This window comes from Microbacterium sp. gxy059 (assembly GCF_050958665.1).
In the GTDB taxonomy this organism is placed as follows: domain Bacteria; phylum Actinomycetota; class Actinomycetes; order Actinomycetales; family Microbacteriaceae; genus Microbacterium.
The window spans coordinates 45,561-59,936 of sequence record NZ_JAMXWT010000015.1; the positions used below are offsets into that span (position 1 = coordinate 45,561).

16 protein-coding genes and 3 tRNA genes are annotated in these 14,376 nt (G+C 72.0%); 8 read left to right on the forward strand and 11 right to left on the reverse strand.

Features of this window, described 5'->3' with window-relative positions:
* Positions 1-13 precede the first annotated feature (13 nt).
* From ftsH to tilS, 3 genes are all read right to left on the reverse strand, one after another.
* Positions 14-2,017, reverse strand: coding sequence for an ATP-dependent zinc metalloprotease FtsH (gene ftsH / locus NHL53_RS09915; protein WP_433776704.1), 2,004 nt, complete (start codon positions 2,015-2,017; stop codon positions 14-16).
* Between the two features lie 136 nt (positions 2,018-2,153).
* Positions 2,154-2,705 carry a hypoxanthine phosphoribosyltransferase gene (hpt, locus tag NHL53_RS09920; protein WP_433776705.1) on the reverse strand — a complete coding sequence of 184 codons (552 nt, stop codon included), beginning with the start codon at positions 2,703-2,705 and terminating at the stop codon, positions 2,154-2,156.
* 10 nt (positions 2,706-2,715) lie between these two features.
* Positions 2,716-3,762: a tRNA lysidine(34) synthetase TilS gene (tilS, locus tag NHL53_RS09925; protein WP_433776706.1), complete on the reverse strand. Its 1,047-nt coding sequence runs from the start codon at positions 3,760-3,762 to the stop codon at positions 2,716-2,718.
* A 37-nt stretch (positions 3,763-3,799) separates the two neighbouring features.
* Here tilS and NHL53_RS09930 point away from each other — a divergent pair, with 37 nt between their 5' ends.
* Positions 3,800-4,336: an inorganic diphosphatase gene (locus NHL53_RS09930; protein WP_433776707.1), complete on the forward strand. Its 537-nt coding sequence runs from the start codon at positions 3,800-3,802 to the stop codon at positions 4,334-4,336.
* Positions 4,337-4,394: 58 nt separating this feature from the next.
* Here NHL53_RS09930 and NHL53_RS09935 read toward each other — a convergent pair whose 3' ends face one another.
* Positions 4,395-5,876 (reverse strand): M23 family metallopeptidase, encoded by a 1,482-nt coding sequence (locus tag NHL53_RS09935; protein ID WP_433776708.1) that lies wholly within the window; start codon positions 5,874-5,876, stop codon positions 4,395-4,397.
* A gap of 277 nt (positions 5,877-6,153) precedes the next feature.
* On the opposite strand from NHL53_RS09935, the gene NHL53_RS09940 reads away from it, so the two are divergent.
* The 3 genes from NHL53_RS09940 (at position 6,154) to NHL53_RS09950 (ending at position 6,477) form a co-directional block, all read left to right on the forward strand.
* A tRNA-Glu gene (locus NHL53_RS09940) sits at positions 6,154-6,226 on the forward strand.
* A 41-nt stretch (positions 6,227-6,267) separates the two neighbouring features.
* A tRNA-Asp gene (locus NHL53_RS09945) sits at positions 6,268-6,341 on the forward strand.
* Between the two features lie 63 nt (positions 6,342-6,404).
* A tRNA-Phe gene (locus tag NHL53_RS09950) sits at positions 6,405-6,477 on the forward strand.
* 154 nt (positions 6,478-6,631) lie between these two features.
* Here the strand turns inward: NHL53_RS09950 and NHL53_RS09955 are convergent.
* A complete protein-coding gene (locus tag NHL53_RS09955; protein ID WP_433776709.1) occupies positions 6,632-7,336 on the reverse strand; it encodes an ABC transporter ATP-binding protein in 705 nt (234 codons plus the stop codon).
* Positions 7,333-8,421, reverse strand: coding sequence for an FtsX-like permease family protein (locus tag NHL53_RS09960; protein ID WP_433776710.1), 1,089 nt, complete (start codon positions 8,419-8,421; stop codon positions 7,333-7,335). Before NHL53_RS09960 ends, NHL53_RS09955 begins: the two co-directional genes overlap by 4 nt.
* Positions 8,422-8,565: 144 nt before the next feature.
* Between NHL53_RS09960 and NHL53_RS09965 the strand changes: the two genes are divergently transcribed.
* The 3 genes from NHL53_RS09965 (at position 8,566) to NHL53_RS09975 (ending at position 10,875) form a co-directional block, all read left to right on the forward strand.
* The gene (locus NHL53_RS09965) at positions 8,566-9,756 is read left to right on the forward strand and encodes a sensor histidine kinase (RefSeq protein WP_433776711.1); all 1,191 of its coding nucleotides are present in this window, start codon (positions 8,566-8,568) and stop codon (positions 9,754-9,756) included.
* The gene (locus tag NHL53_RS09970) at positions 9,753-10,373 is read left to right on the forward strand and encodes a response regulator (protein ID WP_433776712.1); all 621 of its coding nucleotides are present in this window, start codon (positions 9,753-9,755) and stop codon (positions 10,371-10,373) included. Before NHL53_RS09965 ends, NHL53_RS09970 begins: the two co-directional genes overlap by 4 nt.
* 139 nt (positions 10,374-10,512) lie before the next feature.
* The gene (locus tag NHL53_RS09975) at positions 10,513-10,875 is read left to right on the forward strand and encodes a hypothetical protein (protein WP_433776713.1); all 363 of its coding nucleotides are present in this window, start codon (positions 10,513-10,515) and stop codon (positions 10,873-10,875) included.
* Between the two features lie 47 nt (positions 10,876-10,922).
* Here NHL53_RS09975 and NHL53_RS09980 read toward each other — a convergent pair whose 3' ends face one another.
* The 5 genes from NHL53_RS09980 to NHL53_RS10000 all read right to left on the reverse strand — a co-directional run bounded on the left by NHL53_RS09980 (position 10,923) and on the right by NHL53_RS10000 (position 13,355).
* Positions 10,923-11,177, reverse strand: a complete 255-nt coding sequence (locus tag NHL53_RS09980; protein ID WP_433776714.1) for a hypothetical protein — start codon at positions 11,175-11,177, stop codon at positions 10,923-10,925.
* Positions 11,174-12,052, reverse strand: a complete 879-nt coding sequence (locus NHL53_RS09985; RefSeq protein ID WP_433776715.1) for a M23 family metallopeptidase — start codon at positions 12,050-12,052, stop codon at positions 11,174-11,176. Before NHL53_RS09985 ends, NHL53_RS09980 begins: the two co-directional genes overlap by 4 nt.
* A complete protein-coding gene (locus NHL53_RS09990; protein WP_433776716.1) occupies positions 12,049-12,573 on the reverse strand; it encodes an ArsR/SmtB family transcription factor in 525 nt (174 codons plus the stop codon). The genes NHL53_RS09985 and NHL53_RS09990 overlap by 4 nt, the downstream gene beginning before the upstream one ends.
* A 75-nt stretch (positions 12,574-12,648) precedes the next feature.
* Positions 12,649-13,056 (reverse strand): DUF2255 family protein, encoded by a 408-nt coding sequence (locus NHL53_RS09995; RefSeq protein WP_433776717.1) that lies wholly within the window; start codon positions 13,054-13,056, stop codon positions 12,649-12,651.
* Between the two features lie 101 nt (positions 13,057-13,157).
* Positions 13,158-13,355 carry a hypothetical protein gene (locus NHL53_RS10000; protein ID WP_433776718.1) on the reverse strand — a complete coding sequence of 66 codons (198 nt, stop codon included), beginning with the start codon at positions 13,353-13,355 and terminating at the stop codon, positions 13,158-13,160.
* Between the two features lie 121 nt (positions 13,356-13,476).
* Here NHL53_RS10000 and NHL53_RS10005 point away from each other — a divergent pair, with 121 nt between their 5' ends.
* Positions 13,477-14,370 carry a rhodanese-related sulfurtransferase gene (locus NHL53_RS10005; protein ID WP_433776719.1) on the forward strand — a complete coding sequence of 298 codons (894 nt, stop codon included), beginning with the start codon at positions 13,477-13,479 and terminating at the stop codon, positions 14,368-14,370.
* The last annotated feature ends 6 nt before the right edge of the window (positions 14,371-14,376 follow it).

Here is a 14,376-nt window from a genome sequence, read left to right on the forward strand (position 1 = left end):
GGGCCTCCTCGCGCTACGCGGTCGCCGGGCGGGCGGACCCGCCGGTCGCGGGACGGCTCTCCGCCTGTCCGCTCGCCTGCTCGGCCGCGCTCTGCGCCGCGACGCCCTCCGCCGCGCCGCGACGCGGCACGTCGATGGGGGGAAGCGGGGAGACGGGCCGCTCGCTCGACGACAGCCACTGGGGGCGCTCGTCGATCCGGCGCACGTCGTGGAAGATCTCGGCGATCTGCTTGTGGTCGAGCGTCTCGTGCTCGAGGAGGGCGGCCGCGAGGCGGTCGAGGACGTCGCGGTTCGCGTTGAGCGCCTCGTACGCCTCGTCGTGGGCCTGCTCGATGAGCTGCCGCACCTCGCGGTCGATGCGCTCCGCCGTGGTCTCCGAGTAGTCGCGCCCCTGGCCCATGTCGCGGCCCATGAACACCTCGCCCGACGAGCCGGCGACCTTCACGGGCCCGATGTCGCTCGTCATGCCGTATTCGGTGACCATCTTGCGGGCGATGCTCGTCGCCTTCTCGATGTCGTTCGCGGCGCCCGTGGTCGGGTCGTGGAACACGATCTCCTCGGCGACACGACCGCCCATCGCGTAGGTGAGCTGATCCTGCAGCTCGTTGCGCGTGACCGAGTACTTGTCGTCGACGGGCATCACCATCGTGTAGCCGAGCGCCTTGCCGCGCGGCAGGATCGTGATCTTTGTGACGGGATCCGAGTGGTTCATCGCCGCCGCCGCGAGCGCGTGTCCGCCCTCGTGGTAGGCCGTGATGAGCTTCTCCTTGTCCTTCATCACGCGGGTGCGGCGCTGCGGACCGGCGATGACGCGGTCGATCGCCTCGTCGAGCGCGCGGTCGTCGATCAGCTGCGCGTCGGAGCGGGCGGTGAGCAGCGCGGCCTCGTTGAGCACGTTCGCGAGGTCGGCGCCCGAGAAGCCGGGGGTCTTGCGCGCGACGTCCTCGAGGTCGACCGAGTCGGCGAGGGGCTTGCCGCGGCCGTGCACCTCGAGGATCTGCAGACGGCCCTTCATGTCGGGGGCGTCGACGCCGATCTGGCGGTCGAAGCGGCCGGGACGCAGCAGCGCGGGATCGAGGATGTCGGGGCGGTTGGTCGCCGCGATGACGATGACGTTGGCCTTGGGATCGAAGCCGTCCATCTCGACGAGCATCTGGTTGAGCGTCTGCTCGCGCTCGTCGTGCCCGCCGCCCATCCCTGCACCGCGGTGACGGCCGACGGCGTCGATCTCGTCGATGAAGATGATCGCGGGGGCGTGCTCCTTCGCCTGTGTGAACAGGTCGCGCACGCGGCTCGCGCCGACGCCGACGAACATCTCGACGAAGTCGGATCCCGAGATCGGGTAGAACGGCACGCCCGCCTCGCCGGCGACGGCGCGCGCGAGCAGGGTCTTTCCCGTTCCGGGAGGGCCGTAGAGCAGCACGCCCTTGGGGATCCGCGCGCCGAGCGCCTGGAACTTCGAGGGGTCGGAGAGGAACTCCTTGATCTCCTGGAGCTCCTCGACCGCCTCGTCGGCTCCCGCGACGTCCGCGAAGGTGACGTCGGGGTTCTCCTTCGTGACGTTCTTCGCGCGCGACTTGCCGAACTGCGCGATCTTGCCGCCGCCCTGCGCGTTCGACAGGAGGAACCAGAACAGCAGTCCGAGCAGCAGCACGGGGATCATGATCGACAGCAGGCTGCCGAAGAACGACGGCTGCGGGACGGCGTCGTCGAAGCCCTCCTCGGGCGCGGCCTTCTCGACGGCGTCGACCACCTCGTCGGCGCGCGCGCCGACGTAGTAGAACTGCACGTTCTCGGATCCCTCGAACGCCTTCGAGAGCGTCAGGTCGACGCGCTGATCGCCGTCGGTGATGAGCACCTCGGTGACCGTGTCGCCGCCCAGCAGCTCGAGACCCTGCTGGGTCGTGACCTGCTTGGGTCCGGCGAAGTTCGAGATGAGGGAGAACCCGGCGACGAGCAGCACGATGATGAGCAGCACGTACAGGAACGGGTTGCGGGCGAGCTTCTTGGCGTTCATAGTGCGGGGAAGTCCCAGCTCCTCCAGGAGATCGACGCGCGGGTCGCGGCCCAGCGCAGGTCGTTCCAGGCTACCCGCGCGACGCTATGCCGCGTCTGTGATTCGCCGACGGCGGAACCCCCGCTGGCTCCCGAGGTCAGTTGTAGACGTGGCGGGCGAGCACCGCGACGTCGCGCAGGCCGCGGTAGCGCTCGTCGTAGTCGAGGCCGTAGCCCACGACGAAGTCGTTCGGGATGTCGAAGCCGACGTACCTGCTGTCGATCTCGACCTTCATGGCGTCGGGCTTGCGGAGCATCGCGAGCACCTCGATCGACGCGGCGCCGCGGGTGGCGAAGTGCTCGAGCAGCCAGCTGAGGGTGAGGCCCGAGTCGATGACGTCCTCGACGACGAGTACGTGCTTGCCCTCGAGCGGCGTGTCGAGGTCCTTGCGGATCTGCACGACCCCGCTCGACTTGGTGGACGAGCCGTAGCTCGACACCGCCATCCAGTCCATGGGCGCGTCGATGGTGAGGTGGCGCGCGAAGTCGGCCATCACCATGACGGCGCCCTTCAGCACGCCGACGAGCAGGATGTCCTTGCCCGCGTAGTCGCGGTCGACCTCCGCCGCGAGCTCCGCGAGCTTGTCCTGGATCTGCTCGTCTGTCACGAGCACACGTTCGAGGTCTCCGGCGATGTCTGCGGCGCGCATACGCGGAATCTTACGAGCGACCGGCTGTGAACACGACCCGTCCCCCGTCGCGGCGCGCCGTGCAGCCCGGCAGGTCGATCGGCCCCTGGCCGCGCCAGTCGGTCGCGAGGCGCGCCACCTCGAGCGTCTGGGAGCGCGTGAGGCTCGCGCCGAACTCGCTGTCGACGACGAGCCGGATGATGCGGTTCCGGATCGCCGGCGGATTCGCCGCGAGGGCCGCGGCCGAGACCGCGATGCCCGCCTCGGCGTGCTCGACGATGTCCTCGATCGTCTCGTCGATCATGTCGGCGAACGCCTCGTCGTCCTCGCGCATCTGCTCGGCCGTGCGGGCGAGGGCGGCGGCCACTCCGGGCCCGAGCTCGCGTTCGAGCACGGGCAGCACGCTGCGGCGCACCCGCACGCGGCGGAACCGCTCGTCCTCGTTGTGGGGATCCTGCCACGGCTCGAGGCCGCTCGCGGCGCAGAACGCCCGCGTGGTCTTGCGGCGCACGTCGAGGAGGGGGCGGATCCACGCGAGCCCGCGCTGGTCGACGCGGTGCGGCGACATGCCGGACAGGCTGCGGGCGCCGGATCCGCGGGCGAGGGCGAGCAGCACGGTCTCGGCCTGGTCGTCGAGGGTGTGGCCGAGGAGCACGGCGGCGGCGTTCGACGTCCAGGCGGCCCCGTCGAGCGCCAGGTAGCGGGCATCACGCGCCGCGGCCTCGGGGCCGCCCCGCGTACCGACCTCGGCGATCATCGTGCGGGCGTCCGCGATCCCGAGCCCCCTCGCCGCCTCGGCGGCGCGCTGCGCGACCTCCGACGCCCCCTCCTGCAGCTGGTGGTCGATCGTGACGCTCGCCACCTCGACGCCGAGCCGCGGCCCTTCATGCGCGGCGGCCGCGGCGAGGGCGAGCGAGTCGGGGCCGCCCGAGAGGGCGACGAGGATCGTCGCCCCGCTGTTCTCGAAGGGGGCGAGCGAGAGGCGCACGGCGCGGCGCACGGCCGCGATGGAGGGATCCAGCACGCCCCCACGGTATCCGGATCCCGTGTCGGCCGTGCCGCCGGGATAGGGTGTCACCGGTCCCTTCCGACGCATTCCAAGGAGCGATACGACAATGGGCGCGTACGACGCAGTCATCGAGATCCCGCGCGGCAGCCGCGTGAAGTACGAGGTCGACCACGGCTCCGGCCGCGTGTTCCTCGACCGTGTCCTGTACACGACGTTCGGCTACCCCACCGACTACGGCTTCTTCGAGAACACGCTGGGCGAGGACGGCGACCCGCTCGACGTGCTCGTCGTCATGGATCACTCGGTCTACCCGGGCGTCGGCGCGTCGGTGCGCCCCGTGGCCGTGCTGAAGATGAGCGACGAGGCCGGCGGCGACGACAAGGTCGTGGCGGTGCTCGCGAAGGACCCGCGCTGGGAGCACATCCAGGACGTCTCGGACCTCCCGGAGTACACCCGCAAGGAGATCGCGCACTTCTTCGAGCACTACAAGGACCTCGAGCCCGGCAAGTGGGTCAAGGTCGACGAGTGGGGCGACGCGGCCGAGGCCGAGCGCCTCGTCCAGGAGGCCTACGAGCGCTTCGACGCCGAGGAGGGCAAGACGAAGACGCAGGGCGAGGGCGAGTTCCCCGACACCCGCGCCTGACGCGCGCACGACGAAGGGGCCCGGCGATGCCGGGCCCCTTCTCGCGTTCCCGCGGACGTCAGAGGTAGATGCCGCGATCCGCCATGAACGGGACGGGGTCGACGGTCGGGCCGCCCACATACACCTCGAAGTGCAGGTGGCAGCCGAACGAGTTGCCGGTGTTGCCCTCGTAGGCGATGACCTGTCCCGCGCTGACCTGCTGGCCGTAGCCGACCGCGATGCCGCCGTCGACGATGTGCGCGTAGCCGGTGCCGATGCCGCCGCCGTGCTCGATGCGCACGTAGTTGCCGTAGCCGCCGTTGTATCCGGCGTAGGTGACGGTGCCGGAGTTGGCGGCGACGATCGCGGATCCGCAGCCGGCCGCGAGGTCGGTGCCGGCGTGCAGCGAGGTCGAGCAGTAGGACGGCCCGCAGATCTGGTTGCGGTAGCCGTAGCCCGAGGTGATGACCGCGCCGCTGTGCGGGTGGGTCCAGCCGCCGCTTCCGCTGCCGCCCCCGCCGGGGTTCGGCGCGGGCTGCGAGGGCTGGGGGTTCGGTGCGGGAGCGGCGGGAGTCCCGCCTCCGCCCGGGTTCTGGCTCTGCTCGCGGCGGCGGCGCTCCTCTTCCTCGCGGGCGCGGCGCTCGGCCTCCTCGGCCGCCTTGCGGCGGCGCTCCTCCTCGAGGCGGCGCTGCTCCTCCTCATACGCCTTCCTCGCGGCGACGCCCTCGCGGTACTCCTCGACCGTCTTCGAGGTCGTGTCGCGGAGGGCGGCGAGCTGCTGCTCGAGCGTGACGAGGTGGGTCTCCTGGTCGGCGAGCGCCTGCTCGGCCGCGGCCTGCGCGGCCTGCGCCTCCTGGAGCTTCTGCTCGGCGATCTTCTGCAGGCGGTCGCGCTCCTTGCGCGCCTCCTCCGCCTGGTCGCTGAGGTGCTGCGCGGAGTCGCGGGCGGCGACGGCCGCCGCGTAGATCGACTCGTTGCGGGAGGCGAGCTTGTCCATCTGGCCGAGCTTGGCGAGCAGCTCGTCGGCGTTCGCGGCCGAGTCGGCGAACAGCACCTCGTAGGGCGTGCTCTCGCCGCCGGTGCGGGCGAGCGAGGAGGCGACCTTCGCCGCGGCCTGCGCGGCCTCATCGGCCTTGGTCGACTCGTCGTCCGCCTGCTGCTGCAGCTCCTCGGCGCGGAAGGACGCCTCGTAGAAGTCCTGCTGGGCCTCGTAGTACTCCTCGCCCGCGATGCGGGCGGCCTCCTGCGCGGCGGCGACGCGGTTCTTGAGGTCGGCGATGTACCCCTCGATGCGGCGGATCTCTCCGGCCTTCGCGCTCTGGTTGCCGCGCGCCCGCTCGACGTCCTCCCACGTGGGGTAGTCGGCGGGGTCGTAGCTGACGGCCCACGCGGAGCCGGGGCTGCGGAGTGACCCGTAGACGCCGAGGCCGAGCACGCCGATCGCGCCGGCGGCGAGAGCGCTCCGGCGGGAGACGGATCCCCACAGCGCCTTCTTCTCCTCGCGCGTGGGCGCGCAGTCGCAGGGCACGGCGGCGTCGGGTGCGTCGTCGATCGGTTTCACATCCGTCACACTAACAACACCTCGCTCATCCGCAACGCCTGTCTCCCTGTGCATCAGGTCTTCCTCCTCGCGCGCACGTGGGCGCGCGCGAGCGTCTTCTCGAGCCCCGCGCCGTGCTCCGCCTTCGCGAGGCAGACGCCGCCTCCCCGCGTCAGCATGCGCCCTGGGGAAGCCGGATCGCGTGCGCCACGCCCGGGAGCGAGGGGATTTTGCGTGGGCGCAGAAGCTGTGCGTATGATTATCTGGTTGGCGCGTGAGCCCCCGCGGTTCGCCACACGGCCCCATCGTTTAGCGGCCTAGGACACCGCCCTTTCACGGCGGCAGCACGGGTTCGAATCCCGTTGGGGTCACACGAGCTGATACAATAGAAAATCGTGCGAAAGCACATCATGGCCCTGTAGCGCAGTTGGTTAGCGTGCCGCCCTGTCACGGCGGAGGTCGCGGGTTCAAGTCCCGTCAGGGTCGCTCTGAGCGACGGGCCTTCTTTCGAGAAGGCCTGTCGCATAAGATGCGGCAACACAGCCGTACGGCTCTGTAGCTCAGTTGGTAGAGCGTTCGACTGAAAATCGAAAGGTCACCGGATCGACGCCGGTCGGAGCCACTGAACCCCCGCGTAGCTTCTACATCGCGGGGGTTCTTTCACGTCCGGGGCCGGTTGCCCTTCTCTCCGCGCCGTCGCTCCCGCGCAGCGCGCTGAGTGACCGAGAAATCGCCGAGTGACCAAGATATTTCGTGGTCACTCGGCGATTTCTTGGTCACTCGACGCGCGCAGGCGCGCGGGCGATCCGGCCGTCCACGACGGTCACGAGCGCGTCGAGCGCGTCGCGGTGCACGAGGTCGTGCGTGACGAGCAGGGTCGCCGTGTCGCGCTCATGCGTGAGCCGGGCGATGAGGCGCATGATCTCCGCGCCGCGCTCCTGGTCGAGAGCGCTCGTCGGCTCGTCCACGAGCAGCACGTCGGGATCGTGGACGAGCGCGCGGGCGATCGCGACGCGCTGACGCTGACCGCCGGAGAGCTGGTGCGGCCGCCGGTCCGCGTGATCGGCGAGACCGACCTCCTCGAGGAGCTCATCGGCCTGCGCCCGGACGGCCGAGCGACGAGCGCGGCTCCCGCCCCCGAGCTCCGCCATCACCCGCAGCTGCTCCCGCGCGGTGAGGGAGGGCAGCAGGTTCGACTGCTGGAACACGATGCCGATGCGCTCGCGCCGCAGCGCCGTCGCCTCGGTCCGCGACAGCCGAGCCGCGTCGATCGCGTCCGCGCCGTCGCCGATCAGCACCCGGCCCGCGTCCGGGCGGATCAGGGTCGCCGCCAGAGCGAGGATGCTCGACTTGCCGGACCCCGACGGCCCGGTGATGCCGGTCACGACGCCGTTCTCGCCGCGCAGCGTGACGCGGTCGACGGCCGTGATCAGGCGGTCCCCGTCGGGGAAGGTCAGGGTGACATCGTGCAGGGTGATCATCGGTGGCTCCCGAGAGCGGTGAGGGGGTCGGCCTTCGTGACGGCGCGCAGCGCGAACGCGGCGCCCGCGAGGCCCAGCGCGATCATGAGCGCGGCGGGCAGGAGGGTGGTGAGGGGGCTGAGCACGAACGGCAGCGCCTGACGCGCCAGCGCGCCGAGGCCGACGACCGCGGCGAGGCCCGCCCCGATCCCGGCCGCGAGCACGATGAGCGCCTGGCCGAGCGCGTCGCACACGAGGGATCCCGTCGTCGCGCCGAGCGCCTTCAGCACCGCGACATCGCCCGCGCGCTGCATCGTCCACACGGTGAAGAAGGCGCCCACGACGAGGGCGGAGACGCCGAAGAGCATGCCGATGATGAGGCCGAGCGAGCCGATCTCCGAGGTGAAGGCCTCGAGCGCGGCGAGGCTCGCGAGCGGCGTCTGCGCGACGGTCCCGGTGGCCGCGCCCACCGCCTCGACGTCGACATCGCCCGAGACGGCGAGCGCCGTCGGCTCGCCCGATCCGCCCACGCGGATGCTCGCGTCGCTCCAGGCATCCGGCGTCATCGCGACGACGGGCAGGTGGCTGTGCCAGACCTCCTCGCCGACCGCCGAGACCGTGTAGGCGCTGCCGGTGATGACGATGACGTCACCGACGGCGGCGCCGAGATCGTCCGCGGCGCCCGCCGACAGCCCGATCTCGTCGTCGCTCCTCGGGATCAGGGCGGCGAGAGTCCCCTCCCCCGCCGTGCGGTCCGGATCCATGCCGAAGAGAGCGACGCCGACGGCGTCGTCCGCATCCTCCCGAGAAGCGCGCGAGGACGCGATGCCGACCTGTTCGACGCGATCGGCGCCCTCCGCCGACCGCCACGCGTCCACGGCGGCCTCGTCGATCTCCGACGTCGCGAAGCTCGGGGATCCGTCTGCGGGCTGCTGCAGCACGATCCGCTCTCCCGGGATCTGCAGCACCGCCGAGACGTTCTGCGCCGCGAGGCCTCCCGTGAGGCCGGAGAGGAATCCGACGAGAAGGGTGATGAGGGCCACGACGACCCCGATGAGCAGGAAGCGTCCGCGGGCGAACCGCAGCTCTCTCCATGCGACGAACACGCTGTGCCTTTCCGCCCGCGGCGTCTGCGCGGGCTCTCGTTCGAGCCTCCCGCGGGGAGAACGCGCGAGCATCGCCCGTTCCCCCGCTTCCGGGATCCGACTTTCGGTTGATGCGCGGCGGCGAGCGCCGCCTAGTCTGGAGGCGTGCGACAGGCCCTCGACCCCGTGTTCTCGGGGCTGCGCTGGGGGCTCCACGCGCTGCTCGTCGGACTCGCCGTCTTCGCCGTCGCCCAGGCCGTCGCGCTCCGCTCGCCCACCGCGCCGGCCGCGGCCGCCGCCGCGACCGCGTTCGTCTCCGTCTACCTCGCCGGCGTCATCGCCGCCCATCGCGACCGCGCCGGCTCGCGCCGCGGGAGGAGCATCGCGTGGGCCGTCGCACTCACCGCGCTGTGGGCGCTGCTGATGTGGCTCAGCCCCGGGGGCGCCTACCTCGTGTTCCCCCTCTTCTTCCTCTGGATGCACCTCTTCCCGGGCGCGGGCGGCGTCATCGCGATCCTCGCGGCGACCGGCTGCGCGATCGTCGCGCTCGGACTGCATCACGGCTTCAGCGTCGGCGGCGTCATGGGGCCCCTCGTCGGCGCGGGGGTCGCGCTGCTCATCGGCCTCGCCTACCGCGCCATGGTGCGCGAGGCGGCGGAACGGGAGCGCCTGCTGGGTGAGCTGCTCCGCACACGTCGGCAGCTCGCGGAGACCGAGCGCGAGCAGGGCGCCCTCGAAGAGCGCTCCCGCCTCGCCCGAGACATCCACGACACCGTCGCACAGGGCCTCTCGAGCATCCAGATGCTCCTCCGCGCCGTCGAGCGCGACGCGGAGGAACCCGCGGCCGGATACCTGCGCCTCGCCCGCGAGACCGCGGCCGAGAGCCTCGCCGACACCCGTCAGATCATCCGCGAGCTCACCCCCGTGTCGCTCGGCGACGGCCTCCCGGCCGCGCTGCGGCGCCTCGGCGACGAGCAGTCCCGGCGCTCGGGGATCCGGATCGACGTCGAGGCCGGCGACATCGACCCGCCCATGCCGATCCAGACGGCGCTGCTGCGCATCGCTCAGGGAGCCGTCGCCAACGCCGTGCGGCACGCCGAGGCCTCGCGCATCGGCATCGTCCTCGATCGCCCCCGCGCCGGCGCGGTCTCCCTCGCGGTGCGCGACGACGGCCGCGGCTTCGACGCGGCGCAGGCGGCGACGGCGCCTGCCGGATCGGAGTCGTTCGGACTGCGGGCGATGCGCGAGCGCGTCGCGCAGCTCGGCGGAGAGATCGAGATCTCCTCCGCACCCGGCCGGGGGACGGCCATCGAGGTGACGCTCGAGGACGCTCAGCGAGAGGAGCGGCGCGCATGATCAGGATCCTCATCGCCGATGACCACCCCGTGGTGCGCGCTGGGCTGCGCGCCCTGCTCGCGACCGAGTCGGAGCTCGGCATCGTCGGCGAGGCCGCGACGCCCGACGAGGCGGTGGAGCTCGCGGCCCGTCTGTCGCCGGACGTGGTGCTGATGGATCTCCAGTTCGGCCTCGCGCAGACGGGCGCGGACGCGACCCGCCGCATCCGGGCGGGCGACGAGCCGCCCGCGGTGCTCGTGCTCACGAACTACGACTCGGACGGGCACATCCTCGGAGCCGTGGAGGCCGGGGCCAGCGGATACCTGCTGAAGGACGCTCCACCCGAGGAGCTCGTCGCCGCCATCCGGGCCGCATCCGCCGGCGAGAGCGCCCTCGCTCCCGCCGTCGCCCGCCGCCTCCTCGCACGCATGCGCGCGCCGCGGGTCAGCCTCAGCGCACGCGAGACGGAGGTGCTGCGCCTCGTCGCGGCCGGCGCGTCGAACACCCGCATCGCGGACGCGCTGCACATCAGCCACGCCACCGTGAAGTCGCACCTCGTGCACATCTACACGAAGCTCGACGTGTCCTCGCGCACGGCCGCCGTCGCCGCCGCGCGCGAGGGCGGGATCATCGACTGACGCCGGGCGGGGCGTCGCGGCTCGCCGAGTGACCACGAAATCACCGACCGACCAAGATATTTCGTGGTCGCTCGGTGATTTCGTGGTCGCTCGCGGCGCGAGAGGTCGCGGGGATCCGGGGCGCCCCTAGGCTGTCGCCATGACGAAGGTCGCGCTGAACTACCCGGCCCCGATCCCCGTCGGCCACCGCGTGGAGCTCACGTGGTTCGAGGACGCGCGGCCGGCGAAGAGGCGCGACCGCGTCGAGTGGTCGGCGCCGCACGCGCGCCCCGTCGTCCGCGACCTCGAGACGGGGATCCGCTACATGAACCACAGCCACGCCTCGATCGGATCCAACGGCGGCCAGGTCTTCGCACCGCGCGACATGCCGTTCGCACCGCGCCCCGAGCTCGCCGTGCGCGAGGTGTGGACCGCGCGCGTGACGGCGTGCACGCTCGTCTACCTCGAGGGCTTCCCCGCGCAGCACACGATGCTCGACATCGAGCCGATCGACGAGGGCTGACCGCCTCTCCGCGGGAGCACCCGGGGGCGCGGCGGATCGGCCGCCCGTCAGTCCGCGCGAGGCGGCGTGCGGAACCTCTCCGCCTCGGCGGTGCCGACCGGCGGCCGATAGCGGTCGTCCCTCGCGGACGATGCGCGCGTCTGCCGCACGACGCCCGTCACGATCAGCGTCACCGCGATCGCCATGCCCACGAGACCCGGCACGACGACGACCGGCAGATCGCCCGCGATCCCCCAGACGAACAGCCCGACCGCGATGGCCTCCAGCAGGAGGCCCGCGAGGGTGAGTCCCGTCAGCTTCATGATCCCCCATCCTCTCCGTCGTGCGCCGGGGGCGCCACCATGACCTGGTCGGTGCGCGGCAGGCCGTCGACGGGCCCCTCGTCTCCGTCGAGCACGAGACCCGCGAACGACATCGGGATGCCCTGGGCCGCGACCGGGTTCTCGCGGTCCATGATCTGCGCGTGCACGTGCGGCTCGCTCGTGTTGCCCGTGTTGCCGCACCGGCCGATCGTCTGGCCCGCGCGCACGCGGTCGCCGACCGCGACGGACGCGGATCCGCACTGCAGGTGCGCGACGAGGGCGTACGCGCCGTCGTCGCCGCGGATCGTCACGTGGTTGCCGAGGATCCGCCGGACCCCGCCGAGCTCGCGCACCAGCCCCTCCGCCATCATGACGACGACGCCGAGCGTGTTCGACCGCGCCCGGTGGTCGCTCTGACGGTCGTCGACGCGCACCACGACGCCGTCGATCATCGCCCGCACCGGCGCGCCGAACGCCGGATACTCCGCCGGGTCGCGGAACGGCTCCCCGCCGAACGCGGGCCGCAGGGGGCCGTCCGGCTCGGCGACGAGGTCGATCGCATAGGCCTGCCCGTACATCCGCACGCCGTGGCTCGGCACCTTCGACGCGGGGCTGTTCATCCCGCGCCAGCGCCCCGAGACCGGCGAGACCACGCGCACCGCGCTCCGCTCGGGCAGCAGCCGGGATCCCGCGAGCGCGAGCAGCCCGCACAGCGCCATGCCGGCGAGCGCGACCAGCACGAGCACCCACCGCACCCGCTCGACCGGGTCGGGCAGATCGGCGAGACCTGCGAGCACGAGGACGAGGATCGCGGCGACGGCGACGACGTAGATCGCCGCGCGGTGCCGGTACGCCCCGGCGAGCGCGCGCCTCATCGCTCGGCCGCCACGATGCACACGAGGAGGGGCACGATGCGGCCCGCGGGGATCTCGTAGCTCCCGCGCCCGCTCTGCCGCACCCACCCGGCCGCGACGAGCTGGCGCAGGTGGTGATGCAGCTGCCCCGTCGTGCCGAGCTCGTCGAGCGCCGCCAGCGCGGCCGTCGTGCGCACGCCCTGCAGGATGCGCCGCAGCAGCTCCACGCGCACGGGATGGCCGAGGGCCGCGAACGCCGTCGCGCGGTCGCCCCACTCGACCTCGATGAGCCCCTCGGACCCCGCCTCCTGCTGCCAGGAGACGGTGCCACCCGTCGGCACCTCGACGGATCCGACCATCATCACGGATCCGCGCGCGGTCGTCTCGTCCTGCCCGCGCCGGGCCACGAGCCCGTCGAGCGCCCAGTAGGTCTCGTCGTCGGGCGCGGCGGGCGGAGCGACAGGCGCCCGGGAGCCCTCGAGCGCGGCGACGCGCTCGGCGAGGGCGCGCACGGCATCGCGGAGATCGGCATCGTCGTCCATGCCGCCAAAGTACGTTAAGACGTATCTGCATATCAAGGGGCGGCGCGCGGATCAGCGCGAGACGCGGCCCGCCGCTCAGACCACGCGGAACGTCGAGGCGATCGCCTCGTCCGACAGCATCGCGTCGATCGACGACCGCGGGGATCCGGCGTACTTGCGCTCGACCTCGTCGCTGATCGCCCGCTGCAGCGGGTCGTCGGCGGCGATCGGCTCGAGCCCGACGTCGACGCGCGGCAGCTCCAGAGCCGCCGCCCGATCGCGCTCGGCCACCGCCCCGTCGCCGTCGACGAACGCGACGGGACGGCCCGCGCGCACGTGCCGGCACCACCACGACGTCTCGCCGTACGCCGAGCGGATGTAGGGCACGCCGTCCACGACCATCGACCAGATGGGGGTCGCCGTCGCCTCGCCGCTCTGCCGCCTCGTCACGACGGCCACGACCTTCGTCTCGTCCAGCAGGGTCACCACGTGTTCGGAAGCCATGACCCGACGCTACCCCGCGGCCGAGGGCCAGGGGCCGATCCCGGACATGACGAGGGCCCCGATCCTGTGGATCGGGGCCCCCGCCTCTCGTGAGCGGACGATCAGTCGTCTCGCAGGTCTTCCTTCTTCTCGTTCTTCGCCTTCACGGCGTCGCGCTCGGCCTCTGCCTTCTTCACGTTGGCTTCGGCCTTGAGCTCGTCGATCTTGTCGGAGGCCTTGTCGACGACGTCCTCAGCGGATCGCTTGACCTTCTCGCCCGCTGCTTCGGCTGCGTCCTTGGCGTTGTCCAGAACTCCCATCCGACTCCTTCCTCTCGACGATCGGTGTGTCCTCACCGTACACATCCCCGCCCCTCGGGGGAAGCCCCTTCGCGAACGGAATCCGGCCGCCCCTCCCAGACGCGCGGCCTACCCTGGATCCGTGCTCGCGAAGGTCCTGCTCTTCTACGTCTTCACGCCCCTCGCCGACCCCGAGGCGGTGCGCCTGTGGCAGCGCGATCTGTGCGAGATGCTGGGATTGCGCGGGCGGATCCTCGTCTCGCGCCACGGCATCAACGGCACGCTCGGCGGCGAGATGTCGGCGCTCAAGGCCTACGTGCGCAAGACGAAGCAGTACGCGCCGTTCCGCGGGGCGGACATCAAGTGGTCGGCGGGCACGGGCCTCGACGACGAGGGGCGGAGCCTCGACTTCCCGCGCCTGTCGGTGAAGGCGCGCGACGAGATCGTGTCGTTCGGCGCAGCCGACGAGCTGACCGTCGACGCGTCGGGCGTGGTGGGAGGCGGAGCGCACCTCGCCCCTGGCGAGCTGCACCGGCTCGTGGAGACGAGGGACGACGTCGTGTTCTTCGACGGCCGCAACGCCTTCGAGGCTGAGATCGGGCGCTTCCGCGACGCGATCGTGCCCGACGTCGAGACCACCCGCGACTTCGTCGCCGAGCTGGACTCGGGGCGCTACGACCACCTGAAGCACCGGCCCGTCGTGACGTACTGCACGGGAGGCATCCGCTGCGAGGTGCTGTCGAGCCTCATGACCGCACGCGGCTTCGGCGAGGTGTACCAGCTCGACGGCGGCATCGTGCGCTACGGCGAGACGTTCGGCAACGCGGGCCTGTGGGAGGGATCCCTCTACGTGTTCGACGGCCGCGAGTCGATGACGTTCGGCGACGACGCCGCCGTGCTCGGGCGATGCGCGTCGTGCGGGGCTCCGGACGAGCGGATGGTGAACTGCGCCGACGAGGCGTGCCGATCCCGCGTCGTGCTGTGCGGCGACTGCGGGGATCGCGCCGTCTGCTCCCGCCACGCCGTGGCGGCCTGAGGGACG